Genomic DNA, 24,260 nt, shown 5'->3' on the forward strand with positions numbered 1-24,260 from the left:
CATCGGCAGCCTCTCGATCGGTCGGATGCCGCGGCATCCGATGCCCGTCGACGCACTCTAGAGTTCGACAGCCTCGATCGAACCGGTCGCGTACGGAAGGAACACGCCTCGTCGTCCGCGGGCGCGGTCGAGCGCGAAGGACACCGCTGCGAGCAGGGCGCCGGCGATCGTGAGCACGAGACCGATCCAGATCGGGGCGACGTAGCCCAGCCCGCCGGCGATCGCGACGCCGCCGAGCATGGCGCCGAGACTGTTGCCGATGTTCAGCGCCGAATGGTTCAGGGCGGCGGCGATCGATTGGCTGTCGCGGGCGACATCCATGAGCCTCGCCTGGATGATCGGTGACAGCCCAGCGGATGCACCGCCGACGAGCAGCACACCGGCGAACAGGCCGATCGGGCTGCTGGCGGTGAACCCGAGCAGTACGAGCGCGCCCGCGAGGATGGCGAAGAACAGGTACATCGAGCGGCGCACGCTCCAGTCGGCGAGGCGACCGCCTGCGATGTTGCCGATCGTCATTCCCACACCGAAGGCGATGAGCACGACGGGCACGAGCTGCTCCGGAAGCCCGGCGACGTCGGTGGCGAGCGGCGCGACGTAGCTGTAGACGGCGAAGAGTCCGCCGAAGCCGACGGCGCCGATGCCGAGGGCGAACCACACTTGGGCTCGCGTGAACGCACGGAGTTCACGCTTCATCGTCGCGTGCGGGTCGCCGGCCTGCCATGGCATCGCGACGAGCACCGCGACGAAGGTGAGGGCGAAGATCGCCGCGACCGTGAGGTATGCGATGCGCCACCCTGCTGCCTGCCCGAGCCAGGTGATCGCCGGCACCCCGATCACGTTGGCGATCGTGAGTCCCGACAGCACGAACGCGACGCCCCTCGCGCGTTTGCCCGGACCCATGAGGCTCGCGGCGACGAGGGAGGCGATGCCGAAGTACGCGCCGTGCGGCAGGGCGGCGACGAAGCGTGCGACGAGCACGAGCTCGAACGTCGGCAGCACTGCTGAGGCGACCGTGCCGAGGGTGAAGGCGGTGAGCAGGGCGAGCAGCAGTCGCTTGCGCGGCCAGCGCGCTGCAGCGGCGGCGATCGTGGGCGCACCGACGACGACGCCGAGGGCGTACGCGGAGATCATCCAGCCTGCATTCGCGTTCGCGTTCGCCGGCGAGTGCGCGTAGAGCTCGGGCAACAGGTCGTGCGCGATGCTCGGCAGCAGGCCCATGGCGACGAACTCGGTCGAGCCGATGCCGAAGCCGCCGAGGGCGAGGGCGAGCAGCGCAAAACGAATACGGGCCGGCGACAACGTCGTCGGCCCGTCGGATGAGAGGGTCACCCGGCGATTCTCGCACGAATCGAATCGATTCGACAGTCGGTGCCCAGCGCGTTCGCGTTATGCGATGCCCTCGCCCGATTCGTCGATCGCGGTTTCGAGCCGCTCGATCTTCGCGTCGAGCTCGCCCGTGTAGCCCGGGCGGATATCCGCCTTCAGCACGAGCGACACCCTCGACCCGTACTCGCCGACGGCCTCCGTAGCACGGCGGACGACGTCGAAGACCTCGTCCCATTCGCCTTCGAGCTCGGTGAACATCGAGGTGGTCCGGTTCGGAAGCCCCGAATCGCGAACGATCTTCACCGCCGCCGCAACGGCGTCGTGAACGGATCCGTCGGCACGACCCGTGCCGCTCGGCGCCACTGAGAATGCAACCAGCATGTTCGTCTCCTTCAGATGCAGATGATCACTCGTCGAGACTCATTCTCCCGGTCACGCCCGCGTCGACCGCGCCGGGCACCGAGCGAGGGGCACCGACCCGCCAGAGGGTACGGATGCCCCACACGAGCAGCACCACGAGCAGCAGCGACTTGGCCGTCAGCAGAAACACGAACGCCGGGTTCGCGACGAGGAGCCACCCGTACCAGTAGGGGTAGATGATGTGCGTGAACAGCGCGATCGCCGCGGCGAGCAATGCGGGCACGGCGAAGCGCGCCGGCCGGTACACCAGCCCGAGGATGACGGGCGCCGCGAGCCACGTCACGAACTGGGGCGACCCGACCTTGTTGGCAAGCATGAGCACGACCACGAAACTCAGCGCGAGCGGCGGCAGCAGTCGTCCGAAGGCGGCGCCGCGACGAACTGCCCGAACGCCGATGAGCACGACGGCGAGCACCCCGATCGCCATGATCGGGGTGGTGAGGGCCGCCGCGACATCCGCCCCCGGCCCATGGATCTGGAAGGTGAGGATCTCGCGGTCGTACTCGATCGTCACCGCCTTCGACCCCGCGACGATCTGCCAGAGCCAGCCGACCGCGAGCGGCGCCTCGATCTGGAGCCCGCGTCCGGCTTGCTCGGCGATGAAACCGACGGCGTTCGAGCCCGCACCGGCGAGGAGACTGACCCCGAGGATGCCGACGCTCAGCGCGAACGCCGACGCGCCGACCTCGAGCCGCCTTCGGGCGGCGATCACGAGCGCGGCGACGAGTGCAGCCGGCCACACTTTCACCCAGGCGCCGATCGTGAGCAGCACTGCCGCCACTCGCGGACGCCCCGCGGCCCAGATGAGGCCCATGATCGCCAGTGGCACCGTGATCGCGTCGACGCGACCGAACGCGATGGGACCGAGCAGCGCGAGGAATCCGAGCCACCACCACGCCGCGAGCCGGCGGGGGCGCGAGAGTCGGGCGCGGCCGATGAGCACCCCGAACGCGATCGCGTCGAGCACGGTGACGATCGCGAGCCAGGTCTGCGCGTAGAACGCCGAGCCGAGAGCGAGCGCGGCCGCCATCGGCACGAAGGCGAGAATCGGATACACCCATGGCGTGTCGATGCCCATGCGCACCCAGCCGTGCGCGGCATTCTCCGCCCAAACCCGATAGACCGCGGTCACGTCGCCGAGGGGGTAGCCGGAGGCCGTCAGGTTGAGCCAGATGAGCACGAGGTGCACGAGAGCGAAACCGGCCCAGAGCGCCGCGCGCGTACCGAGGAAGCGGCGAAGCGGGCGGGCGGATGTCGCGCGCTCGGCCCCATCCGTCATGGCAAAAGCCTAGCGGCGTCACATTCCGCCACGCGATCGACGGATGACGGTGGGATCCGCGATGCTGGGGAGTACACCCGTACGGAGGCCCCCATGACTCGACGCTCTCTCGCCGCGCTCTTCATCGCGGCATCCGCGACGCTCGCGCTCGCGGCATGCTCCAGCGGTGCGGGTGACGGCGGAACGACCGGCGGCGACTACGTCACCGACGGCAAGCTCACGATCGGCACGGGCGAGCCCGCGTACTTCCCGTGGGTCATCGACGACGCCCCCGAGTCCGGCGAGGGCTTCGAGGCGGCCGTCGCCTACGCCGTCGCCGACGAGCTCGGGTTCGACGCCGACGACGTGGTCTGGGTGCGCTCGACGTTCGAGCAGGCCATCGCACCCGGCCCGAAAGAATTCGACGTCAACCTGCAGCAGTTCTCGATCACCGAAGAGCGCGCGCAGAACGTCGACTTCTCCTCGCCGTACTACGAGACCACGCAGGTCGTCATCACCGTCGACTCCTCGCCCGCGGCTTCGGCCTCGTCGATCGCCGACCTGAAAGGCCTCCTCATCGGCGCGCAGACGGGCACGACGAGCTTCGACGCCGTCGAGCAGGTCATCGCGCCCACCGCGGGCGCACAGGTGTTCAACACCAACGACGACGCGAAACTCGCGCTGCAGAACGGCACGGTCGACGCGATCGTCGTCGACCTGCCGACCGCGTTCTACCTCACGGGTGTCGAGCTCGACGGCGGCACGATCATCGGGCAGGTGCCGACGACCGCTGGCGACGGCGACGAGTTCGGGCTCGTGCTCGCGAAGGGCTCACCGCTGACCGCCGACGTCACGGCGGCCGTCGACGCGCTCCGCGAAGACGGCACGCTCGACGAGCTCGCCGCGGAGTGGCTGGGCGGCGAGAGCACCGCGCCCGTGCTCGAGTGACGGTGGCGTTCGCGGCCGCGACGGCGTTCACGGCATCGGATGCCGCGGCATCCCTCGGCCGCCGCTAGCGTGGGTTCGTGACCGACACGACCGACGCCCGCGGCACATCGCCGGCGTGGCAGCCGAGCGCCATCGAACTCGAGCGTCGCGCGTTCCGCAAGCGGCAGACGGGTCTCTCGGTGCTCGCGAGCGTGCTGTCGACCCTTGTGTTCGCGGCCCTGCTCGCGTGGGCCCTCATCGGCTCGCCGGGGTGGGCGCAGGTCCAGCAGACGTTCTTCGACCCCGCGGTCGCGATCGCCTCGCTCCCCCGCATCCTCGAGGGCCTCTGGCTGAACATCCAGGTGCTCGTCGCCGCGAGCGTCGGCGTCGTGATCGTCGCCCTGCTCCTGGCGACGCTCCGCACGCTTCGCGGCCCGGTGTTCTTCCCGCTCCGCGCCCTCGCGGCCGGTTACACCGACATCTTCCGCGGCGTGCCGCTCATCATCGTGCTCTACCTCGTCGGGTTCGGGGTTCCCGGACTCGATTTCTTCCCCCGCATGCCGGTCGCCTTCTGGGGCACGATCGCGCTCATCCTCACGTACTCCGCGTACGTCTCCGAGGTGTTCCGGGCCGGCATCGAGGCGGTGCATCCCTCGCAGCGGCTCGCTGCCCGCTCACTCGGGCTCAGCCATGGGCAGACCATGCGTCGTGTCGTGCTGCCGCAGGCGTTCCGCAAGGTGACGCCCGCGCTCATGAACGACTTCGTCGCCATGCAGAAAGACGTGGGACTCATCTCGGTGCTCGGAGCGATCGACGCCGTGCGGGCCGCACAGATCGAGACCGCGCACTTCTTCAACTTCACCCCCTACGTCGTCGCCGGCCTGCTCTTCGTGGCACTCGCGTGGCCGATGATCCGGCTCACCGATTGGCTGTCGGCGCGCATGCGCGCACGCGAGCAGGTCGGGAGCATCGTATGAGCGCGGGCGTTCAGCGGGGCGATGGCGGGCCCGTATTGAGCCTGCGCGGCATCCGTCGCGCTTTCGGCGATCATCTCGTGCTCGACGGCATCGATCTCGAGGTCGCGGCGCACGAGGTCGTCGCACTCGTGGGTGCCAGCGGATCGGGCAAGTCGACGCTCCTGCGCACCGTCAACCTGCTCGAACCGATCGACGACGGCGTGATCCTCCTCGCCGGCGAAGACGTCAGCGACCCCCGTGTCGATGCCGACCGGGTGCGCGCCCGCATCGGCGTGGTGTTCCAGCACTACAACCTCTTCCCGCACCTCAGCGTGCTCGACAACGTCACGATGGCCTCACGCCTCGTGCATCGCACGCCGCGAGCCGAGGCCGAGCAGCGCGGAATCGAGCTGCTCGCCTCGATCGGGCTGGCCGACTTCGCGCGCACCTTCCCCGATCGTCTGTCGGGCGGGCAGCAGCAGCGCGCCGCGATCGTGCGTGCGATCGCGACGGAGCCCGAGCTGCTCCTCCTCGACGAGGTGACGAGCGCCCTCGATCCCGAGCTCGTCGGCGAGGTGCTCGCACTCGTTCGCACGCTGGCAGACGGCGGCACGACGATCGTGATGGCGACGCACGAGATGGCGTTCGCGCGAGACGTGGCCGATCGGGTCGTGTTCCTCGACGCCGGGCGCATCATCGAGGACGCACCGGCGACGAAGTTCTTCGAGTCGCCGCGCGAGGAGCGCACCCGCGAGTTCCTCACCCGCTTCCGCGGCGCCTGAGCGTCAGCGCGAGAGCAGCGTGCCGACCACGCCGGGCACCGCGTGCGCGACGTCGAGGGCGGTGACGGGGCCGCCGGCGACTTCGGCACTCGCGCGTCGCGCTGCTTCACCGTGAACCCACGACGCCGTCGCGGCGAGCGCGGTGAGCGCCTCGGCGTCGTCGGCGAGGCGCTCGTGATGCGTGGCGACGAGGGCGCCGAGGATGCCCCCGAGCACATCGCCCGTGCCCGCCGACGCCAGCCAGTGGGTGGGGGCGGTGACGGTGTACCGGTCGCCGTCGAGATCGCAGATGTGAGTGACCGCGCCCTTCAGCAGTACGGCCACGCCGAGCTCGCGCGCTGCGCGCACCGCCCACTCCGCAGGCGCCTCGCGCACCTCGGCGACGCTCGTCTCGATCTCTCGCGCGGCGAGCAGCGCGGCGAGTTCGCGTGCGTGGGGCGTGATCACCGTCGGGGCCGAATGCGTGCCGACGAGGTCGAGAGCGCCGGCATCGAGCACGACCGGCAGTCGTGAGGCGAGGGCGCCCTGCAGGTCGCCCAGCAGCATGAACGATCGGCGCCCCGCGTCGATGCCCGAACCGATGAGCCACGCCTGCACTCGTCCGGGCGTCGTCACGGTCTCGGGCCTGCGCGCGAGCACGGCCGTGCGCACGGCGCGGGGCCCGGTGTAGCGCACCATGCCGACGCCCGCCCGGTGAGCGGCCTCGACGGCGAGCACGGCCGCTCCTGGGTACTCCGGTGATCCGGCGACGACGCCGAGTACGCCGCGCGAGTACTTGTCGTCAGCGGCGCCGGGTGCGGCTATCCACTCGGCCGCATCGTCGAGGGTCCATTCCTGCCACGGCCTGTCCATGCTCCAACGATAGGTTGAGTGGGATGCCTCCGACAGTCCCCGCACCGATCAGCCTCGCTCCCCGTGTCGTCGTCTTCGACTACGGGGAGGTCATCTCGCGCGAGCCGAGCGACGCCGACCGAGCCGCGCTCATCGACCGGGCCGGCGTGCGCGCCGACCCCGAGCCGTTCTGGACCGCATATTGGGCCCACCGAGCGGGCCTCGATCGCGGCACCACGTCGATCGCCGAGTACTGGCAGGCGGTGGCCGCCGAGCTCGGCGTCGAGTGGAACGCGATCGACGTGCACGAGCTCTGGGCGATCGACCACCGCGGCTGGCTCTCGCTCGACCCTGGCACCCTCGGCGTGCTGCACGCTCTCGCCGCGGGCGGCACTCGCCTCGCACTGCTCTCCAACGCCGGTGCCGACTTCTCTGGATGGCTCCGCCACGGCTCCTTCGCCGAGCTCTTCGAACAGGTCTTCGTCAGTGGCGAGCTGAAGATCGCCAAGCCCGACGCGGCGATCTACGAGCACGTGATCGACGAACTCGGCATCGCGGCATCCGACTTCGTCTTCATCGACAACAAGGCCGAGAACGTCCAGGGCGCCAAAGCCATCGGCGGCGACGGGCATGTGTTCACGGATGCCGCGACGCTCGAGTCCTGGCTGCGAACTCTCGCCTAGCGAGAAGCGCGGCACGAGCCGCGCCCGACGCCTCACCCGCGCCGGGTCGCGTCCTGCACCTCGCCGACGAGCTCCTCGATGATGTCCTCGAGGAAGATGACGCCCGTCGTGGTGCCGTCTTCGTCGAACGCCCGCGCCACGTGGGTGCCGAGTCGGCGCATCGTCGCGAGTGCGTCTTCGAGGTCGGTGCCGGCGAAGATCGAGACGAGTCGGCGCACCCGCTTCGCCGGGATCGGGTCGTCGAACTCGCCGTCGTCGAGATCGATGACGTCTTTCAGGTGCACGTATCCGTCGGGCTCGCCCGCCTGGTCGAGGATCGGATAACGCGAGAACCCATGCCTGGCCACGGCCCGTTCAACGTCGGCCGGCGTGGCCGCGGGTGGCAGGCTCACGAGACCGCTGAGCGGCACCGCGACATCCTGCACTCGCTTCGTCGTGAATTCGAAGGCGGCGGTGAGGGTGCCGCTCGCGTCGTCGAGCACGCCCTCGCGACGTGACTGGTCGACGATCGTCTGCACCTCCTCGAGTGTGAACGTGGAGTTCGCCTCGTTCTTCGGCTCGACGCCGAAGAGCCGCAGCACGCCGTTGGCTGTGGCGTTCAGTGCCACGATGATCGGTCGGAAGATGCGGGCGAGGAAGACGAGCGGCGGCGCGAGCAGCAGCACGGCGCGGTCGGGGATCGAGAACGAGAGGTTCTTCGGCACCATCTCGCCGAAGACGACGTGCAGGTAGGAGACGAGCACGAGGGTCACGATGAACGCGATCGTCGAGATGACCTCGACCGACCAGCCGGTGAGGTGCAACGGTACCTCGAGCAGGTGATGGATCGCGGGTTCGGAGACGTTCAAGATCAGCAGCGAGCAGATCGTGATGCCGAGCTGGCTCATCGCGAGCATCAGCGTTGCGTGCTCCATCGCCCACAGCGCGGTCTTCGCACTGCGCTTCCCCTGCTCGGCGAGCGGCTCGATCTGCGACCGCCTGGCTGAGATGACTGCGAACTCCGCTCCGACGAAGAAGGCGTTGGCGATGAGCAGCACCACGAGCCATGCGAGTCCGGCCCAGTCGTTCATCGGTCACCACCTTCTGTTCCGTCGGATTCGGACAGCGGGGTCGGCACGAATCGCACGCGGTCGATGCGCCGGCCATCGAGTCGCTGCACGGCGAGGGTGCCATCGTCGATGAGCACTTCGTCGCCGACCGCGGGCAGTCGCCCGAGCTCGGCCATGACGAATCCGGCCACGGTCTCGTAGTCGCCGTTCTCGGGCACGCGGATGCCGGTGCGTTCGAGCAGTTCGTCGGGACGCAGTATTCCGGGGAAGCTGATGACATCGCCGCGGTGCACGATGCCCGCACGCGTGCGATCGTGCTCGTCCGCCACCTCGCCGACGAGTTCCTCGACGAGGTCTTCGAGGGTGGCGACGCCCGCGGTGCCGCCGTACTCGTCGACGACGACGGCCATCTGGTAACCGCGGCCGCGGAGCTCGCCGAGGAGCGCATCGAGTTTCATCGTCTCCGGCACTCTGAGGGCTTCGGACTGCAACGCCGAAGCGGGCACGTCTCGCCGCTTCTCGCGCGGCACCGCCACCGCCTGCTTCACGTGCACGAGACCGACGACGTCATCGAGGTTCTCGTCGTAGACCGGGAACCTGGAGTAGCCCGTCTGACGCGCGAGCTCGAGCACGGCCTCTGCCGGCTGTTGGCGCTGCACGGCGGCGACTGCCGGGCGCGGGGTCATGACGTCGGACGCATCGTGGTCGGCGAAGCGCAGGGTGCGGCCGAGAAGGGTCGCGGTGTCCTGTTCCAGCAGCCCGGCGCTCGCGGAGCGGCGCACGAGCGAGGAGAGCTCTTCGGCTGAACGAGCGCCCGAGAGCTCCTCCTTGGGCTCGATGCCGAAGGCGCGGAGGATTCCATTCGCGCTGCCGTTCAAGAGCGAGACCGCCGGCCGGAACACCCATGAGAACGCGGTCTGGAAGGGCATCACGATGACGGCGGTCTGCCTCGGGAGCGCGAGCGCGAAGTTCTTGGGCACGAGCTCGCCGATCACCATCGACAGGAGCGTCGCGACGACGATCGCCGTCGTCGCCCCGACCGGACGCAGGAGCGCCTCGGGCAGTCCGGCTGCCTCGAGCGGGCCTGCGAGCAGCGAGGAGATCGCGGGTTCCATCGTGTAGCCGGTGAGGAGGGTCGTCAGTGTGATGCCCAGCTGGGCGCTCGAGAGGTGCGTCGACGTGATCTTCAGCGCCGATATCGTGAGGCTGAGCTTCGTCTCACCTCGTGCGCGCCGTGCTTCGAGGTCGGCCCGATCGAGATTGACGAGCGCGAACTCACTGGCAACGAACAAGCCCGTGCCGATCGTGAGGAGGAGTCCGATGCCGAGGAGTATCCACTCAGACATCGCCGCCTCCCCGAGCAGTCACGGGCGAGGGTCTATGGCCGGGCGTATTCGCAGAGGGAGGATCGTCCATTGTCCGCCCAGTATATCGGCGAGTCCCGTGCGATCACCGAGCCGTAACCCAGGCGTCACCAGCCCAGTGGCTCATCGGCTCACCAGCTGACCGGCAGCGCCTTGCCTTCCTCGTACCCGGCGGCGGACTGGATGCCGACGAGCGCCCGGTCGCGGAACTCCTCGATGGTGCGTGCACCGGCGTATGTGAACGAACTACGCACCCCCGAGGTGATCATGTCGAGCAGGTCCTCGATCGACGGCCGCAACGGGTCGAGGTAGATCGCCGATGAGGAGATCCCCTCGGCGAAGAGCTCCTTCCGGGCGAGCTCGTACGGCGACAGCCGATCGAACCGCTCGCGCACGGCCTTCGTCGATGCCATGCCCCAGCTCTCTTTGAAGAGGCGCCCGGACGCATCGCGCCGCAGCGTGCCCGGCGCCTCGATCGTGCCCGCGAACCACGAGCCGATCATGACCGACGCCGCACCCGCCGCCAACGCGAGCGCGACATCGCGCGGATAACGCACGCCGCCGTCGGCCCAGACTTTCGCGCCGAGCTCGCGCGCGGCCTCCGCCGTCTCGAGCACCGCCGAGAACTGGGGCCGTCCGACGGCGGTCATCATCCGGGTCGTGCACATGGCCCCTGGCCCGACGCCGACCTTCAGCACATCCGCGCCCGCATCGACGAGGTCGGCGACCGCGTCGGCGGTCACGATGTTGCCGGCGACGATCGGCACGTCGAGGCCGAGGTTCCGCACGATCGACACAGCGCGGATCATGCCCTCCTGGTGCCCGTGCGCCGTGTCGATGACGAGCATGTCGACGCCCGCCGCGACGAGCGCGGTGGCCTTCGCGGCGACGTCGCCGTTGATGCCGACCGCGGCGGCCACGCGAAGCCGCCCGTCGGCGTCGACGTTGGGCTGGTAGATCGTGCCGCGCAGCGCGCTCCGCCGGCTCAGCGTGCCGACCACCTGTCCGTGCTCGAGCACGGGAGCGAAGTCGAGTCCGGCGTCGACCATCAGATCGAACGCCCGGCGCGGGGTCGACACGTCATCGGCGTCGAGCGAGGCGAGCCCGCCGTGCACGAGGTCGCCGAGACGGGCGTCGGGCAGCGCGGTCGCGAGCCGGTCGGCCGGGATGCATCCGATGTACACGCCACGGGAATCGTGCAGCACGATGCCGTGGCCGGCAACGGGCGGCAACGTGGCGAGGGCATCGGCGGCAGTGGCATCCGGGCTGAGGTCATGCGGCGTGTCGAAGCGGGGCGACTGGTCCTTCACCCAACGGATCGCCTCGTCGAGATCCTGCAGGTGCAGGTCTTGCGGCAGCACGCCGAGGCCGCCACGGCGAGCGAGCGTGGCCGCGAGCCGCGGCCCGGTGATCGAGTTCATGTTCGCCGAGACGATCGGCACGGATGCCCCCGAGCCGTCGTCGGGCGCGAGCGACACGTCGAGGCGGCTCGTCACGCCGGAGCGGCTCGGCACGAGGAACACGTCCGAATAGGTGAGGTCGTGGCTGGGTGTCGTCCGGTAGAACTCCATGCCGCCACGCTACCGCCGCCACACCCCGAGGGCAGGTGCTCTCGGTCATGCGCGGGGGTTTAGGCTTGTGTAGGTGATCCGGCACGGCCCGCGTGCTCGTGGCGCGATCGCCGCTGCAGGTATTCCAGCATCAACGGAGAGAGTGGGCGAGAGGCTGTGTCGAGCCAATTGACCGGGTCAGGATCAGACGAGACGACGTCGGGCGAATACGGAGCCAACGAGTGGCTCGTCGACGAGATGTACGAGAAGTTCCTCGTCGATCCAGAGTCGGTCGACAAGACCTGGTGGCCGGTGCTCGAGCACTACCGCCAGGTGAAAACCGGCGCCGCCGAGCCGTCGGCCGCCGCCCCTGCGACGGATGCCGCGGCATCCGCACCGCCCGCCGCCCCCCTTGCGACCTCCGCATCGCCCTCCGCTCCCCCTGTGGCGCCAGCCGTCGCTGAGCGCGCAGCGCCCGCGACGCCTGCGGTCGAGCCGCCCCCCGCCACGGCCCCCGTGCCGGTCATCGGGCAGACCCCCGCGGCGCGCACGACCTCTGTCGCCCCGCGTACCCAGCCCGTTCCCGCCGATGTGCCGGTCACGAGCCCGCAGCCGATCATCGCCGAGGCACCCCACGAAGACGAGGTGCTGCCGCTCAAGGGCATGTCGAAGGCCCTCGCCGCGAACATGGACGCCTCGCTCACCGTGCCGACAGCCACGAGCGTGCGCACCATCCCCGCGAAGCTCATGATCGACAACCGCATCGTGATCAACAACCACCTTCGGCGCTCGCGCGGCGGCAAGATCTCGTTCACGCACCTCATCGGCTGGGCGCTCATCCAGGCGCTCAAGGAGTTCCCGAGCCAGAACGTCTTCTACTCCGAGATCGATGGCAAGCCGAGTCTCGTCAAGCCCGCCCACATCGGACTCGGTATCGCGATCGACATCCCGAAGCCCGACGGCTCCCGGGCGTTGCTCGTGCCGGCGATCAAGCGCGCCGAGACGCTGACGTTCAACGAATATCTCGCCGCCTACGAAGACCTCGTGCAGCGTGCCCGCCAGAACAAGCTGAAGGCCGACGACTTCTCGGGCGCGACCATCTCGCTCACCAACCCGGGCGGCATCGGCACGGTGCACTCGGTGCCGCGGCTCATGAAGGGCCAGGGCTGCATCATCGGCGCGGGCGCGCTCGAGTACCCGGCCGAGTTCCAGGGCTCGAGCGAGAAGACGCTCGCCCACCTCGCGATCGGCAAGACGATCACGCTCACCTCGACGTACGACCACCGTGTCATCCAGGGCGCGGGTTCCGGCGAGTTCCTGAAGAAGGTGCACGAGCTCCTCATCGGCCAGCGCGGCTTCTACGAGGGACTCTTCTCGGCACTTCGCCTGCCCTACGAGCCGATCCGTTGGGCGCCCGACATCTCGGTCGACATCGCGAGCGCGATCGACAAGACGGCTCGCGTGCAGGAGCTCATCAACGCGTTCCGTGTGCGCGGTCATCTCATGGCTGACATCGACCCGCTCGAGTACGTGCAGCGTTCGCACCCCGACCTCGACATCGCCAGCCACGGCCTCACCTTCTGGGACCTCGACCGAGAGTTCGTCACCGGCGGCTTCGGCGAGAAGCGCACGGCACTGCTGCGCGACATCCTCGGCGTGCTGCGCGACTCGTACTGCCGCACGATCGGCATCGAGTACATGCACATCCAAGACCCCGTGCAGCGCAAATGGATCCAAGACCAGGTCGAGCGCAGCTACGAGAAGCCGACCCACGACGAGCAGATGCGCATCATGGGCAAGCTCAACGAGGCCGAGGCCTTCGAGACGTTCCTGCAGACGAAGTACGTCGGCCAGAAGCGGTTCAGCCTCGAGGGCGGCGAGTCCGTGATCCCGCTCCTCGACGAGATCCTGCAGGGCGCTGCGAAAGAGGGCCTCGACGAGGTCGCCATCGGCATGGCGCACCGCGGGCGCCTCAACGTGCTCACGAACATCGCCGGCAAGACCTACGGCCAGGTGTTCCGCGAGTTCGAGGGCACCCAGCACTCGAAGGGCTTCTCCGGCTCCGGTGATGTGAAGTACCACCTCGGCACGCAGGGCACCTTCACCGCCGACGACGGCCACCAGATCCCGGTCTCCCTCGCGGCGAACCCCTCGCACCTCGAAGCCGTCGACGGCGTGCTCGAGGGCATCGTGCGGGCCAAGCAAGACAGAAGGCCCATCGGCACGTTCTCGACGCTGCCCATCCTCGTGCACGGCGACGCGGCCATGGCCGGCCAGGGCGTCGTGCTCGAGACGATGCAGATGTCGCAGCTGCGCGGGTTCCGCACCGGCGGCACGATCCACGTCGTCGTGAACAATCAGGTCGGCTTCACCACGGTGCCGGGCGATGCACGCTCGTCGATCTACTCGACGGATGTCGCGAAGACCATCCAGGCCCCGATCTTCCACGTCAACGGCGATGACCCCGAGTCCGTCGTGCGTGTCGCCGAGCTCGCCTTCCGCTACCGGCAGGAGTTCAAGCGCGACGTCGTCATCGACCTCGTCTGCTTCCGCCGTCGCGGCCACAACGAGGGAGACGACCCCTCGATGACCCAGCCCCTCATGTACAACCTCATCGAGGCGAAGCGCTCGGTGCGCAAGCTCTACACCGAAGCGCTCGTCGGCCGCGGCGACATCACCGAGGCCGAATACGAAGACGCCCACCGCGACTTCCAAGACCGGTTGGAGCGTGCCTTCGCCGAGACGCACGCCGCGCAGACCGGGGCGATCCCGATCATCGGTGCCACCGAGACCGCCAAGCCGGTCGAGCCGGTCAGCGGCGAACTCGAGACCACCGGAGTCTCGACCGAGGTCGTGCACGCCATCGGCGATGCGTTCAACAACAAGCCCTCGGGCTTCACCGTGCATCCGAAGATCCAGCAGCTGCTCACGAAGCGCCTCGACATGAGCCGCAACGGCAAGATCGATTGGGGCTTCGGCGAACTGCTCGCGCTCGGCTCGCTCCTCCTCGAGGGCACCCCGGTGCGCCTCTCCGGCCAAGACGCCCGCCGTGGCACCTTCGTGCAGCGCCATGCGGTGCTGCACGATCGTGCGAACGGCCAGGAGTGGCTCCCACTGCAGAATCTCTCCGACAACCAGGCGCACTTCTGGATCTACGACGCGCTGCTCTCCGAGTACGCGACGATGGGCTTCGAATACGGCTACTCCGTCGAGCGGGCCGACGCGCTCGTGCTGTGGGAGGCGCAGTTCGGCGACTTCGCCAACGGCGCGCAGACCATCATCGACGAGTTCATCTCCTCGGCAGAGCAGAAGTGGGGCCAGCGTTCGAGCGTCGTCCTCCTCCTCCCCCACGGCTACGAAGGTCAAGGGCCCGACCACTCGAGCGCCCGCATCGAGCGCTACCTGCAGCTCTGCGCCGAGAACAACATGACGGTCGCTCGGCCCTCGACGCCGGCGTCGTACTTCCATCTGCTGCGCCGTCAGGCCTACGTCCGCCCCCGCCGGCCGCTCGTGGTGTTCACTCCGAAGGCGATGCTCCGCCTTCGCGGCGCGACGAGCGAGGTCGCCGACTTCACGCAGGGCAAGTTCGAGCCGGTCATCGACGATGCACGCATCACCGACAAGGCCGCGGTCAAGCGCGTCGTGTTCGTCTCGGGCAAAATCTATTACGACCTGATCACCGAGCTCGACAAGCAGCAGAACACCGAGGTCGCGCTCGTGCGTCTCGAGCAGCTCTACCCGCTGCCGGCCGGTGAGCTGAAGACCGTCGCCGACTCGTACCCGAACGCCGAGCTCATGTGGGCGCAAGACGAGCCCGAGAACCAGGGCGCGTGGCCGTACTTCATCATCGAGACGAACAAGCTCGGGTCGCGCACCGTCTCGGTCGTCGCCCGCGCAGCAGCAGCGTCGCCCGCGACCGGCTCCGCGAAGCGGCACGCCACCGAGCAGGCCGAGCTCGTGCGGCGCGCGACGACGATCTAGCCGACACGACACGAACGAAGCGAGCGGATGCCCCGGGGCATCCGCTCGCTTCGTGATCGGCTCGGGGTCTCAGCGCATGCCGCGTGCCAGCTTGCTCGGCCACCAGATGGCGCGTCCGATGTCGTACGCGAGCGCGGGCACGAGCAGGGTGCGCACGAGGAACGTGTCGAGCAGCACCCCGAACGCGACGATGAACGAGATCTGCGCGAGGAAGAGGATCGGCAACACCCCCAGCGCCGCGAACGTCGCCGCGAGCACGAGGCCCGCCGAAGTGATCACTCCGCCCGTCAGCCGAACGCCTCGCACGATGCCCGCTCGCGTACCGAACCGTATCGACTCCTCCCGCACCCGCGTCATCAGGAAGATGTTGTAGTCGACACCGAGAGCGACGAGGAACACGAATCCGAACAGCGGCACCGACGGGTCAGCGCCCGGGAATTGGAAGACGTGCTCGAACACGAGCGCCGACACCCCGAGTGCCGCCGCGAACGAGAGCACGACGCTGCCGATCAGGATGAGCGGTGCGACGATCGATCGCAGCAGCAACATGAGGATCACGAGGATCGCGGCGAGCACGAGCGGGATGACGAGGGTGCGGTCGGCGATCGCCGCCGCGTTCGTGTCGAGCGCGACCGCGGTCTGCCCGCCGACGAGCACCTCGGTATCGACCTCGTCGAGGTTCTCGCGGAGCTGCTCGACGGTCGCCTCGGCCTCGAGCGAGTCCGACGGATCGGTGAGCGTCACCTGCAACTGCACTTCGCCGTCGACGACCGTCGGGGCAGGCGCGGGAGTCCCGGGCGGGCCCAACGCCTGGATGCCGTCGCTCGTGACGGGTGCCGTGCCGGCAGGCGAGTCGGCGCTCAGCACGGCGACGGAGTCCACGCCGGAGGAGTCGAGCGCGACATCCGTCATCTGCTGCAGTTCGTCGTGCGGGCCGATCACGATCGCCGGCGTGCCCGATCCCGCGGGAAAGTGCTCGCCCAGCAGCGCCTGGCCGTCGCGAGCCTGTGACTCGCCGAGGACGAACTCACTCGAGGCGACACCGTCTGCATCGAGCTGCGCGAGGCCGAGCGACATCGCGCCGAGCGCAAGCACCGAGACGATCCACACGGTGCGGGGGCGCTTCGAGACGAGCCGGCCGACGCCCGCCCAGATGCCGCGATCCGGCAGGTCGGCCTCGTCAGGTGCCGAGGCGTCGTGCACGCCGGCCGCGTGCCGGGCGTGCGCCTCGACTTCATCACCGATGCGAGCGACCCGGCGAGGCCAGAACGCCGCCCGACCCGCCCAGAGCAGTAGCGACGGCAACAGGGTCAGCGCTGCGAGGAGCGCGAATACGATGCCGATCGCCGCCACCGGCCCGAGGATCTTGTTCGAGGTGAGCTCGCTCACCAGCAGGATGAGGAGGCCGACGATCACCGTGCCGCCCGAGGCCACGATCGGCTCCCACGAGCCCTTCAGCGCCGCCCACGTGGCATCCCACTTGCGTTCGTATCTGGTGAGGGTCTCCCGGTACCGGGAGATGTAGAGCAGCGCATAGTCGGTGGCGGCGCCGATCACGAGGATGAACAGGATTCCCTGCGTCTGCCCCGACAGGAGAATGATGTCGGCTCGTGCGAGTGCGACGACCGTGAACACCGACGCGCACAGCGCGGTGAGACTCGTGAAGAGCACGATGACCGGCAGCAGCGGCGAGCGGTAGACGACGAGGAGGATGACGAACACCGCAGCGAGGGCGACGGCCAGGAGCAGCCCGTCGATGCCGCTGAACGCGCCGACGATATCGGCGCTGAATCCTGCGGGCCCCGTGACGGCAGCCGTCGTGCCGTCGATGGCATGTTCGTCGAGCACCGTGCGCAGCTCTGCGACGATCTCGGCGGGCTTCGCACCGCCGTCGACCTGCTCGATCGGGATGACCATCTGGGCCGCGTCGCCGTCGTCCGACGGCAGCACCGGCGAGGCACCTTCGGCGTTCACGCCTTCGACCGCGAGTAGCTCGTCGCGGAGCTCGTCGATCGCCGAGAGCTGCGCCTCGTCGAGTTCCTGATCGCCCGCGACCACGACGATCGCCGGTACCTCATCCGTGTCGCGGAACCCCTCTTGCAACTCGGTGACCTCGGTGGCCTCGGCCGACGAGGGTAGGAACTGCGCCTGGTCGTTCGTCGAGACGTCGCTCAGCCCACCGAAGGCGGCGCCGCCGGCACCGAACAGCGCGAGCCAGACGAGGATGAGGGTCGTGGGAATGAGGACACGCAGCCACGTCGGCACGCGTCGCTTCGAAGGCTGGGCGGAATGCTCGATCACACCGTCTACGTTACGGACCGACCTGCATCACGCGCATCCAACGAACGATTGAGTGGACGCCCGATACGGACGGACCGACGATCGTCAGACGACCGGCTCGTGCGAGGACTGGAACAGCCGGAGACGCTCCAGCACGAGCACGCGCAGCTCAGCCGGTGCGCTCTCGCGGCATGCCCGTTGCACGACCTCGGTGATCGCCACGCCGACGCGCAGTTCGGCCTGGCAGTCAGCGCAGTTCTCGACGTGTTCACGGATGTCGGTGGCATCCGCTCCACGCAATTCATGGTGCAGATACTCTTCGAGTTCGGCCCGGGCCTTTTCGCAACCGCAATCAGTCATCGTGAGCTCCTCGGCAGGCTCTGCCCTTTGGGCATGCTCCGCCTCCTGGTGGGTGACGCCGACTCGCCCGCAGCGAAACCCTGTTCGCGGGCGTAGTCGGCGAGGGACTCGCGGAGCAGGCGCCTGCCACGGTGCAGACGGCTCATCACGGTCCCGATGGGGGTGTTCATCATGTCGGCGATCTCTTGGTAGGAGAACCCCTCGACGTCGGCGAAGTACACGGCGAGACGGAAGTCCTCCGGCAGCGCCTGGAGCGCGTCTTTCACCGCACTGTCTGGCAGGTGGTCGATCGCCTCGGCCTCGGCAGAGCGGCTCGCGCGAGCGGTCGTCGATTCGGCGCCGCCGAGCTGCCAGTCTTCGAGGTCGTCGATCGTGCCCTGGTACGGCTCCCGCTGCTTCTTGCGATAGCTGTTGATGAAGGTGTTCGTGAGGATGCGGTACAGCCACGCCTTGAGGTTCGTACCCTGCGTGAACTGCCCGAATGCTGCGAACGCCTTCACGAACGTCTCTTGCACGAGGTCTTGCGCGTCGGCCGGATTCTTCGTCATACGAAGCGCCGCGGCATACAGCTGGTCGATGAACGGCAGCGCCTGTTCCTCGAAGAGTTCACCGAGCGGCCGGGCGGCCTCCGCGGTCTCGGGGTCGGTCGGCGTTGCGTCGATCTCGTCGGCAGTCATCACCGGCCATCCTAGATCGTCAACCGCAACGACCGTCTTGCGTTCGAGCACTCCCAACGACACGCGCACCAACTCCTTCAGCATTTCCTGACGCTACTGTTGGTAACCGATGCAGATTTCGAGGTATTCCGCACCCGAGTTCGACCCGTACGGCGAAGCGAGGCAAACCGAGACGGATGACGGGTGGCGCGCGCCGCTCGCCATCGCTCCGCTCTCTTCAGCGCTGGCCCTGCCGGGGTCCAAATCGCTCACCAATCGCGAGCTCGTGCTGGCCGCGCTGGCCGACGGACCTTCCACCCTTCGTGCGCCGCTCTGGTCTCGTGACAGCGAGCTCATGATCGAGGGCCTGCGCGCGCTCGGCACCGGATTCGAACGGGTCGCGGGCAGCGGTGGCTTCGGCGACGATCTGCGGGTCACTCCCGCGACCGAACTGCTCGGTTCGACGACCATCGACTGCGGTCTCGCCGGAACGGTCATGCGGTTCCTGCCGCCGGTCGCGGCACTCGCGCTCGGCCCGACGACGTTCGACGGCGACGAGGGAGCCCGACGACGGCCGATGGGAGCATCGATCCACGCCTTGCAGGCCCTCGGCGTCGACCTCGATGACGACAGGCGCGGTGCGCTGCCCTTCACGGTGCACGGCACCGGACGTGTCGAAGGAGGCTCCCTGGCCATCGACGCGAGCGCCTCGAGCCAGTTCGTGTCGGGCCTCCTGCTCTCGGCTGCGCGCTTCGAGCACGGGCTCGATCTCACTCACACGGGCGATCGGCTGCCGAGCATGCCGCACATCGAGATGACCACCGAGACGCTGCGTGCGCGCGGAGTCGACGTGCTGAGCCCCGAGCCCGGCCGCTGGCTCGTCGCCCCGGGCGCCATCGGCGCGATCGATGTCGACATCGAGCCCGATCTGTCGAACGCCGCACCGTTCCTCGTCGCCGCGCTCGTCGCCGGAGGCTCGGTCACGATCACGGGCTGGCCCGCCGAGACGACGCAAGTCGGCGCCGAGCTCGCCCGGCTCCTGCCGCTCTTCGGAGCACGGGTCGAACGCGCCGGCGACCGGCTCACCGTGCACGCCCCGCCACTCGGCAGCGATGGTCGCCGCGGCATCCGCGGCGTCGAGCTCGACCTGTCGGCGGCGGGCGAGCTCGCTCCGAACCTGGTCGCGCTCGCCGCTCTTGCCGACGAACCCTCGACGATCCTCGGCATCGGCCACATCCGCCACCACGAAACCGACCGACTCGCCGCGCTCGCTGCGGAGATCAACGGGCTCGGCGGGCGAGTGACCGAGCTCGACGACGGATTGCGCATCGAGCCCGCGCCGCTGCATGGCGGACCGTGGCGCGCCTACGCCGATCACCGGATGGCGACGAGCGGCGCGATCATCGGTCTCGCAGTGCCGGGCGTCGTCGTCGACGACATCGCGTCGACCGGCAAAACCCTCCCCCAGTTCACCACCCTCTGGGAGCAGATGCTGGCATGACCTGGTGGAGCACCGAAGACGAGGACGAGGACGACGAGCCCGAGTTCGACGAGTCCGACGTGCGCGTGCGGCCCAGCCGCCGCGGCAGCCGCCCCCGCACCAAGCAGCGCCCCGAACATGCCGACGCCGTGAACGGCATGGTGATCGGAGTCGACCGCGGCCGCTACAGCGTGCTCATCGACGAGAACGGCCCCACCGAACGGGTGATCACCGCGGCGCGGGCGAGCGAACTGCGTCGCAAGTCGGTCGTCACCGGCGATCACGTCGATCTCGTCGGCGACACGTCGGGCGAACCCGGCACGCTGTCGCGCATCGTGCGCGTCGGTGAGCGCACGACACTGCTCCGCCGCAGTGCCGACGACACCGACGAGGTCGAGCGGGTCATCGTCGCCAACGCCGACCAGATGCTCATCGTCGTCGCCGCGGCGAACCCGGAACCGCGAATCCGACTGCTCGATCGCTACCTCGTGGCGGCGTTCGATGCCGGCATCCGGCCGCTGCTCGTCGTCACGAAGACCGACCTCGCCGATCCCGAGGAGTTCCTGCGGAACTTCGCCGGTCTCGACCTGCCGGTCTTCCTGAGCGGCGAAGACCAGATGCCGCTCGGCGACATCGCGCGTGCCCTCATCGGCCATCGCACGGTGTTCGTCGGCCACTCCGGCGTCGGCAAGTCGACACTGGTGAACGCGCTCGTTCCGAGCGCCCAGCGGGCCATCGGGCGGGTCAACGTCGTCACCGGCCGGGGCCGCCATACCTCGTCGTCGACGGTATGGCTCCGGCTCGTGCCTTCCGACATCCCGGGCGCCGACGAGCTCGAGACGACCGGAGAATCCGGCTGGGTCATCGACACTCCGGGGGTGCGGTCGTTCGGGCTCGGCCACGTCGACCGCGCGAACATCCTGCGCGCCTTCACCGACCTCGACCGCATCGCCGAGCGCTGCCCACGCGGGTGCACGCATCTGCCCGATGCGCCCGACTGCGCAATCATCGAGGCGGTCGAGGCCGGCGAACTCGGCGAGACCGGCCCGGCACGTCTCGAATCGCTGCAGCGACTGCTCACCACGTTCGCGGGCGGCACCGCCTCCTGAGGCACTGCGGGGCTCGCGGCATCCGTGGATCTGCTTAACATGGAGGCATGACCGATGCTCGACTCGCCCCCGGCGACCCCGCTCCAGATTTCACCCTGCTCGACCAGAACGGCGAACCGGTCACCCTCTCAGCCCTGCGCGGCACGAAGGTGGTCCTGTACTTCTACCCCGAGGCGATGACCCCCGGTTGCACCACCGAGGCGTGCGACTTCCGCGACAACCTGAACTCCTTCGCGAGCGCCGGCATCCGGGTGCTCGGCGTCTCGAAAGACGAGGTCGCCAAGCTGGCCGCGTTCGCCGAGCGCGACCGCCTCACCTACACCCTGCTCTCCGATGCCGACCTCGCCGTGCAGCAGGCCTACGGCGTGTGGGGTGAGAAATCGCTCTACGGCAAGATCATCGTCGGCTCCATCAGGTCGACGTTCGTCATCGGCGAAGACGGTCGCATCGAGCGAGCGTTCTACAACGTCAAGGCGACGGGGCACGTCGCCCGATTGCGCCGTGAGCTCGGCCTCGACGGCTGAGCGCGATTCACTCCTGAGCGCGATTCACTCCTGAGCGCGATTCGCTCCTGAGCGCGATTCGCTCCTGAGCGCGATTCACTCCTCAGGGCGATCCGCCGGGTGATCCTCGGAGCGGGCGTAGGCGAGACGCACGGGCGCCCACAGCAGCAGGCCGATCACCGTGATCGCCGGAACCAGCAGCGCCCACCCGAGATCCGGTCGCGCGAAGAAGCCCTGGAACGCGCCGACCGCGACCGAAACCTGCAGGATCTGCCAGACGATCGCCGCTGCGCGCGACCACGGCGCGCGCCGGAGTGAGGCGAAGGCGACGGCCACGACCCAGATCGCCCCGATCGCCACCAGCACGAGCAATGCGATCGCCGTCGCGTACGACGACGGCTGCAACGCGAGCAGGTCGATGGCGAGCCAGATCACGAGTGCGGTCATCGCGAACGCCTCGAGGAACAGCATGATGCTCACCACTGCAAGTGCGCCTCGGACTCCGCCTCGGGGTCGAGCAGCGGATGCCGCGCCGTCGTGTAGCACGTTCTGCCCGCCGTCGTCGCGCCGATTCACAGGGTTATCCCATACACAGCTATTGATTCGATCTCTCCGCTATGCGACCCTTTATGAGGCCGAATTGATGCTCACAGGGACGTGAGCCGATCAGTCACTGATCCTACTTCCCGAGATTCGGCTTTCCCCCAGCAGCAGCCGGATTCGGCAAGCGCAATCGTGCGCGTCTGCAATCGAAGTACACCCCGCAAGGAGCATCTCCATGGATTGGCGCGACAAGGCCGCCTGCCTCACAGCAGACCCGGAACTCTTCTTCCCGGTCGGCAACACGGGTCCCGCCGTCGACCAGATCGAAAAGGCGAAGGCCGTCTGCGGCCGATGCACGGTCACGGAGATCTGCCTGCAGTACGCACTCGAGACCGGTCAGGACTCGGGCGTCTGGGGAGGCCTCAGCGAAGACGAGCGCCGCGCCCTGAAGCGCCGCGCTGCGCGCGCACGCCGCGCATCATGAGCTCTCGGCCAGGCGTGGCGCGCATCAGCGACACGCCAGGTCGAGAATGGCGACAGCCGTAGCTCTCGCGGCGCGTGAGCGCCGCGAAGCGTACGCGGCAGACCCGACAACGCGACGCTCGTCCGCAACCACCTACTGGGTTGCTCGCTCACAACCACGCACCACGACGCCTGCCGGCACCCGAACTCCGGCAACCGCCCCCGCGCCGATCGTTCCCCCTACACCGCCGCGATCCAGCGCAACGGCACGTCGATCGTCACTTCGGTGCCGCGACCGACCACGGTGTGCCAGTCGATCGTGCCTCCCAGCTCGCCCTGAATGAGGGTGCGCACGATCTGCGTGCCGAGGCCCTCGCCGACCTTGCCTTCGGGCAGCCCCGACCCGGTATCGCGCACCTGCACGGTGAGCGTCGTCGGCGATCGATCGGCCGTGATCTCGACGTCGCCCTCCTGACCGGCGAGGCCGTGCTCGACCGCGTTGGTGACGAGCTCCGTGAGTGCGAGCGCGAGCGGCGTGGCGTACTCGCTCGGCAGTACGCCGAACGACCCTGAGCGCTTCGGATGCGCCGTCGTGTTGTGCGCCGAGGCGACTTCGGCGACGAGCAGCAGGGCACGGTCGAAGACGGCATCGAAGTCGACGTTCTGCGTGAGTCCCTCTGAAAGGGTGTCGTGCACCACTGCGATCGCACCGACACGGCGCATGGCCTGGGTGAGCGCCTCGCGCGCCTCGTCGGAGTGCGTGCGACGGGCCTGGATGCGCAGCAGCGACGCGACCGTCTGCAGGTTGTTCTTCACTCGATGATGGATCTCGCGGATCGTCGCGTCTTTGGTGATGAGCTCCTGCTCCTGGTGGCGGAGCTCTGTGACGTCACGGCTCAGCACGATGGCACCGATGCGCTCACCGTGGTGGCGGATCGGGATGGCACGCAACGACACGGTGACACCCCGCGATTCGACATCGGTGCGCCACGGTGCCCGGCCGGTGACGACGAGCGGCAACGACTCGTCGACGACGAGCTTGCCGGAGAGGAGCCGCGTGGTCACCTCGGCGAGCGACTCGCCCTCGAGCTCGTCATCGAAGCCCATGCGGTTGAAGGCGGAGAGCGCGTTCGGGCTCGCAAAGGTCGTGATGCCATCGACGTGGAGCCGGATGAGGCCGTCTGAGGCGCGAGGTGCGCCTCGGCGAGGCCCTGTGGGTGCGCCCAGGTCGGGGAAGTCGCCCGACGCGATCATCTGGAAGAGCTCTTCGGCGCACTCGTTGAACGTGAGCTCCTGCCGGCTCGGCGTACGTGTGGCGCCGAGGTTCGTGTGCCGCGTGATCACGGCCACCGGATTGGGCGCGACGGCAGTGCCGGCGGTCGTCAGGCGCCGCATCACCGGCACGGCGCGCACGCGAGTGGGCATCTCTTCGTACCAGTCGGGGGCCGACGAGTCGACGATGCGCGCGCTCGAATACGCCTGGCCGACGAGTTCACGCCACTGCGGCTTGATCTGCTGGCCGACGAAGTCGCGGTAGAAGAGGGTCGCCGCACTCGACGGGCGAGCGTGCGCGACTGCGACGAAACCGTCGTCGCCGGATGGCACCCACAGCACGATATCGGCGAATGCGAGGTCGGCGAGCAACTGCAGGTCACCGACGAGCATGTGCAGCCAATCGACATCGGGCTGACTGCTGCGGCCCTGGGCGAGGACGAGATCACTGAGGGTCGACACAGC

Annotated in this window: 21 protein-coding genes; 9 read left to right on the top strand and 12 right to left on the bottom strand. The window is 68.7% G+C overall.

Annotated features, from left to right (window positions below; all coding sequences use genetic code 11):
• Positions 1-57 precede the first annotated feature (57 nt).
• The 3 genes from AC1C2R_RS01395 to AC1C2R_RS01405 are packed head-to-tail and all read right to left on the bottom strand — an operon-like array spanning position 58 to position 3,028.
• Positions 58-1,332: an MFS transporter gene (locus AC1C2R_RS01395; protein ID WP_495350745.1), complete on the bottom strand. Its 1,275-nt coding sequence runs from the start codon at positions 1,330-1,332 to the stop codon at positions 58-60.
• Positions 1,333-1,389: 57 nt separating this feature from the next.
• Entirely contained in the window at positions 1,390-1,710 is a 321-nt protein-coding gene (locus tag AC1C2R_RS01400; RefSeq protein WP_495350746.1) for a thiamine-binding protein, read from the bottom strand.
• A 25-nt stretch (positions 1,711-1,735) separates the two neighbouring features.
• Positions 1,736-3,028, bottom strand: coding sequence for a hypothetical protein (locus AC1C2R_RS01405; protein WP_495378683.1), 1,293 nt, complete (start codon positions 3,026-3,028; stop codon positions 1,736-1,738).
• 93 nt (positions 3,029-3,121) lie between these two features.
• On the opposite strand from AC1C2R_RS01405, the gene AC1C2R_RS01410 reads away from it, so the two are divergent.
• From AC1C2R_RS01410 to AC1C2R_RS01420, 3 genes are all read left to right on the top strand, one after another.
• Entirely contained in the window at positions 3,122-3,955 is an 834-nt protein-coding gene (locus AC1C2R_RS01410; RefSeq protein ID WP_495350748.1) for an ABC transporter substrate-binding protein, read from the top strand.
• Positions 3,956-4,032: 77 nt separating this feature from the next.
• Positions 4,033-4,911 carry an amino acid ABC transporter permease gene (locus AC1C2R_RS01415; protein ID WP_495378684.1) on the top strand — a complete coding sequence of 293 codons (879 nt, stop codon included), beginning with the start codon at positions 4,033-4,035 and terminating at the stop codon, positions 4,909-4,911.
• Positions 4,908-5,672, top strand: a complete 765-nt coding sequence (locus AC1C2R_RS01420; protein ID WP_495350750.1) for an amino acid ABC transporter ATP-binding protein — start codon at positions 4,908-4,910, stop codon at positions 5,670-5,672. The genes AC1C2R_RS01415 and AC1C2R_RS01420 overlap by 4 nt, the downstream gene beginning before the upstream one ends.
• Positions 5,673-5,675: 3 nt before the next feature.
• On the opposite strand, the gene AC1C2R_RS01425 is transcribed toward AC1C2R_RS01420, so the two are convergent.
• Positions 5,676-6,524, bottom strand: coding sequence for an ADP-dependent NAD(P)H-hydrate dehydratase (locus AC1C2R_RS01425; protein WP_495378685.1), 849 nt, complete (start codon positions 6,522-6,524; stop codon positions 5,676-5,678).
• A gap of 23 nt (positions 6,525-6,547) precedes the next feature.
• On the opposite strand from AC1C2R_RS01425, the gene AC1C2R_RS01430 reads away from it, so the two are divergent.
• On the top strand, positions 6,548-7,186 hold the full coding sequence (locus AC1C2R_RS01430; RefSeq protein WP_495378686.1) for an HAD family hydrolase: 639 nt from the start codon (positions 6,548-6,550) through the stop codon (positions 7,184-7,186).
• Between the two features lie 32 nt (positions 7,187-7,218).
• Here AC1C2R_RS01430 and AC1C2R_RS01435 read toward each other — a convergent pair whose 3' ends face one another.
• The 3 genes from AC1C2R_RS01435 to guaB1 all read right to left on the bottom strand — a co-directional run bounded on the left by AC1C2R_RS01435 (position 7,219) and on the right by guaB1 (position 11,170).
• Positions 7,219-8,256, bottom strand: coding sequence for a hemolysin family protein (locus AC1C2R_RS01435; protein WP_495378687.1), 1,038 nt, complete (start codon positions 8,254-8,256; stop codon positions 7,219-7,221).
• Positions 8,253-9,581 (bottom strand): hemolysin family protein, encoded by a 1,329-nt coding sequence (locus tag AC1C2R_RS01440; protein ID WP_495350754.1) that lies wholly within the window; start codon positions 9,579-9,581, stop codon positions 8,253-8,255. The genes AC1C2R_RS01435 and AC1C2R_RS01440 overlap by 4 nt, the downstream gene beginning before the upstream one ends.
• Before the next feature lie 149 nt (positions 9,582-9,730).
• Positions 9,731-11,170, bottom strand: a complete 1,440-nt coding sequence (guaB1, locus tag AC1C2R_RS01445) for a GMP reductase (protein ID WP_495350755.1) — start codon at positions 11,168-11,170, stop codon at positions 9,731-9,733.
• Between the two features lie 156 nt (positions 11,171-11,326).
• Here guaB1 and AC1C2R_RS01450 point away from each other — a divergent pair, with 156 nt between their 5' ends.
• Positions 11,327-15,130 carry a multifunctional oxoglutarate decarboxylase/oxoglutarate dehydrogenase thiamine pyrophosphate-binding subunit/dihydrolipoyllysine-residue succinyltransferase subunit gene (locus AC1C2R_RS01450; protein ID WP_495350756.1) on the top strand — a complete coding sequence of 1,268 codons (3,804 nt, stop codon included), beginning with the start codon at positions 11,327-11,329 and terminating at the stop codon, positions 15,128-15,130.
• A 69-nt stretch (positions 15,131-15,199) separates the two neighbouring features.
• Here AC1C2R_RS01450 and AC1C2R_RS01455 read toward each other — a convergent pair whose 3' ends face one another.
• The 3 genes from AC1C2R_RS01455 to AC1C2R_RS01465 form a co-directional block, all read right to left on the bottom strand.
• Positions 15,200-17,431 (bottom strand): MMPL family transporter, encoded by a 2,232-nt coding sequence (locus AC1C2R_RS01455; RefSeq protein WP_495378688.1) that lies wholly within the window; start codon positions 17,429-17,431, stop codon positions 15,200-15,202.
• Positions 17,432-17,515: 84 nt separating this feature from the next.
• On the bottom strand, positions 17,516-17,770 hold the full coding sequence (locus AC1C2R_RS01460; protein ID WP_495350758.1) for a zf-HC2 domain-containing protein: 255 nt from the start codon (positions 17,768-17,770) through the stop codon (positions 17,516-17,518).
• The gene (locus tag AC1C2R_RS01465) at positions 17,767-18,531 is read right to left on the bottom strand and encodes a sigma-70 family RNA polymerase sigma factor (protein WP_495378689.1); all 765 of its coding nucleotides are present in this window, start codon (positions 18,529-18,531) and stop codon (positions 17,767-17,769) included. The genes AC1C2R_RS01460 and AC1C2R_RS01465 overlap by 4 nt, the downstream gene beginning before the upstream one ends.
• Before the next feature lie 25 nt (positions 18,532-18,556).
• On the opposite strand from AC1C2R_RS01465, the gene aroA reads away from it, so the two are divergent.
• Genes aroA through bcp form a run of 3 tightly spaced genes read left to right on the top strand, consistent with a single transcriptional unit; the run spans position 18,557 to position 21,539 of the window.
• The gene (aroA, locus tag AC1C2R_RS01470) at positions 18,557-19,927 is read left to right on the top strand and encodes a 3-phosphoshikimate 1-carboxyvinyltransferase (protein ID WP_495378690.1); all 1,371 of its coding nucleotides are present in this window, start codon (positions 18,557-18,559) and stop codon (positions 19,925-19,927) included.
• A complete protein-coding gene (gene rsgA, locus AC1C2R_RS01475) occupies positions 19,924-21,015 on the top strand; it encodes a ribosome small subunit-dependent GTPase A (RefSeq protein ID WP_495378691.1) in 1,092 nt (363 codons plus the stop codon). Before aroA ends, rsgA begins: the two co-directional genes overlap by 4 nt.
• Before the next feature lie 47 nt (positions 21,016-21,062).
• Positions 21,063-21,539 (top strand): thioredoxin-dependent thiol peroxidase, encoded by a 477-nt coding sequence (gene bcp / locus AC1C2R_RS01480; RefSeq protein WP_495350761.1) that lies wholly within the window; start codon positions 21,063-21,065, stop codon positions 21,537-21,539.
• A 75-nt stretch (positions 21,540-21,614) separates the two neighbouring features.
• Here the strand turns inward: bcp and AC1C2R_RS01485 are convergent, their stop codons facing one another.
• The gene (locus AC1C2R_RS01485; RefSeq protein ID WP_495350762.1) at positions 21,615-22,094 is read right to left on the bottom strand and encodes a hypothetical protein; all 480 of its coding nucleotides are present in this window, start codon (positions 22,092-22,094) and stop codon (positions 21,615-21,617) included.
• A 202-nt stretch (positions 22,095-22,296) separates the two neighbouring features.
• On the opposite strand from AC1C2R_RS01485, the gene AC1C2R_RS01490 reads away from it, so the two are divergent.
• On the top strand, positions 22,297-22,545 hold the full coding sequence (locus tag AC1C2R_RS01490) for a WhiB family transcriptional regulator (RefSeq protein ID WP_022881603.1): 249 nt from the start codon (positions 22,297-22,299) through the stop codon (positions 22,543-22,545).
• 218 nt (positions 22,546-22,763) lie between these two features.
• Here the strand turns inward: AC1C2R_RS01490 and AC1C2R_RS01495 are convergent, their stop codons facing one another.
• Positions 22,764-24,257, bottom strand: coding sequence for a sensor histidine kinase (locus AC1C2R_RS01495; protein WP_495350763.1), 1,494 nt, complete (start codon positions 24,255-24,257; stop codon positions 22,764-22,766).
• Positions 24,258-24,260: the final 3 nt, after the last annotated feature.

The sequence above is a fragment of the Agromyces sp. Y182 genome, from assembly GCF_059445385.1.

Coding starts and splice junctions, on each gene's coding strand:
- AC1C2R_RS01400 (WP_495350746.1), bottom strand. CDS start 1,710: ATGCTGGTTGCATTCTCAGTGGCGCCGAGCGGCACGGGTCGTGCCGAC.
- AC1C2R_RS01405 (WP_495378683.1), bottom strand. CDS start 3,028: ATGACGGATGGGGCCGAGCGCGCGACATCCGCCCGCCCGCTTCGCCGC.
- AC1C2R_RS01410 (WP_495350748.1), top strand. CDS start 3,122: ATGACTCGACGCTCTCTCGCCGCGCTCTTCATCGCGGCATCCGCGACG.
- AC1C2R_RS01420 (WP_495350750.1), top strand. CDS start 4,908: ATGAGCGCGGGCGTTCAGCGGGGCGATGGCGGGCCCGTATTGAGCCTG.
- AC1C2R_RS01425 (WP_495378685.1), bottom strand. CDS start 6,524: ATGGACAGGCCGTGGCAGGAATGGACCCTCGACGATGCGGCCGAGTGG.
- AC1C2R_RS01430 (WP_495378686.1), top strand. CDS start 6,548: ATGCCTCCGACAGTCCCCGCACCGATCAGCCTCGCTCCCCGTGTCGTC.
- AC1C2R_RS01435 (WP_495378687.1), bottom strand. CDS start 8,256: ATGAACGACTGGGCCGGACTCGCATGGCTCGTGGTGCTGCTCATCGCC.
- AC1C2R_RS01440 (WP_495350754.1), bottom strand. CDS start 9,581: ATGTCTGAGTGGATACTCCTCGGCATCGGACTCCTCCTCACGATCGGC.
- guaB1 (WP_495350755.1), bottom strand. CDS start 11,170: ATGGAGTTCTACCGGACGACACCCAGCCACGACCTCACCTATTCGGAC.
- AC1C2R_RS01460 (WP_495350758.1), bottom strand. CDS start 17,770: ATGACTGATTGCGGTTGCGAAAAGGCCCGGGCCGAACTCGAAGAGTAT.
- AC1C2R_RS01465 (WP_495378689.1), bottom strand. CDS start 18,531: ATGCTGAAGGAGTTGGTGCGCGTGTCGTTGGGAGTGCTCGAACGCAAG.
- aroA (WP_495378690.1), top strand. CDS start 18,557: ATGCAGATTTCGAGGTATTCCGCACCCGAGTTCGACCCGTACGGCGAA.
- rsgA (WP_495378691.1), top strand. CDS start 19,924: ATGACCTGGTGGAGCACCGAAGACGAGGACGAGGACGACGAGCCCGAG.
- bcp (WP_495350761.1), top strand. CDS start 21,063: ATGACCGATGCTCGACTCGCCCCCGGCGACCCCGCTCCAGATTTCACC.
- AC1C2R_RS01490 (WP_022881603.1), top strand. CDS start 22,297: ATGGATTGGCGCGACAAGGCCGCCTGCCTCACAGCAGACCCGGAACTC.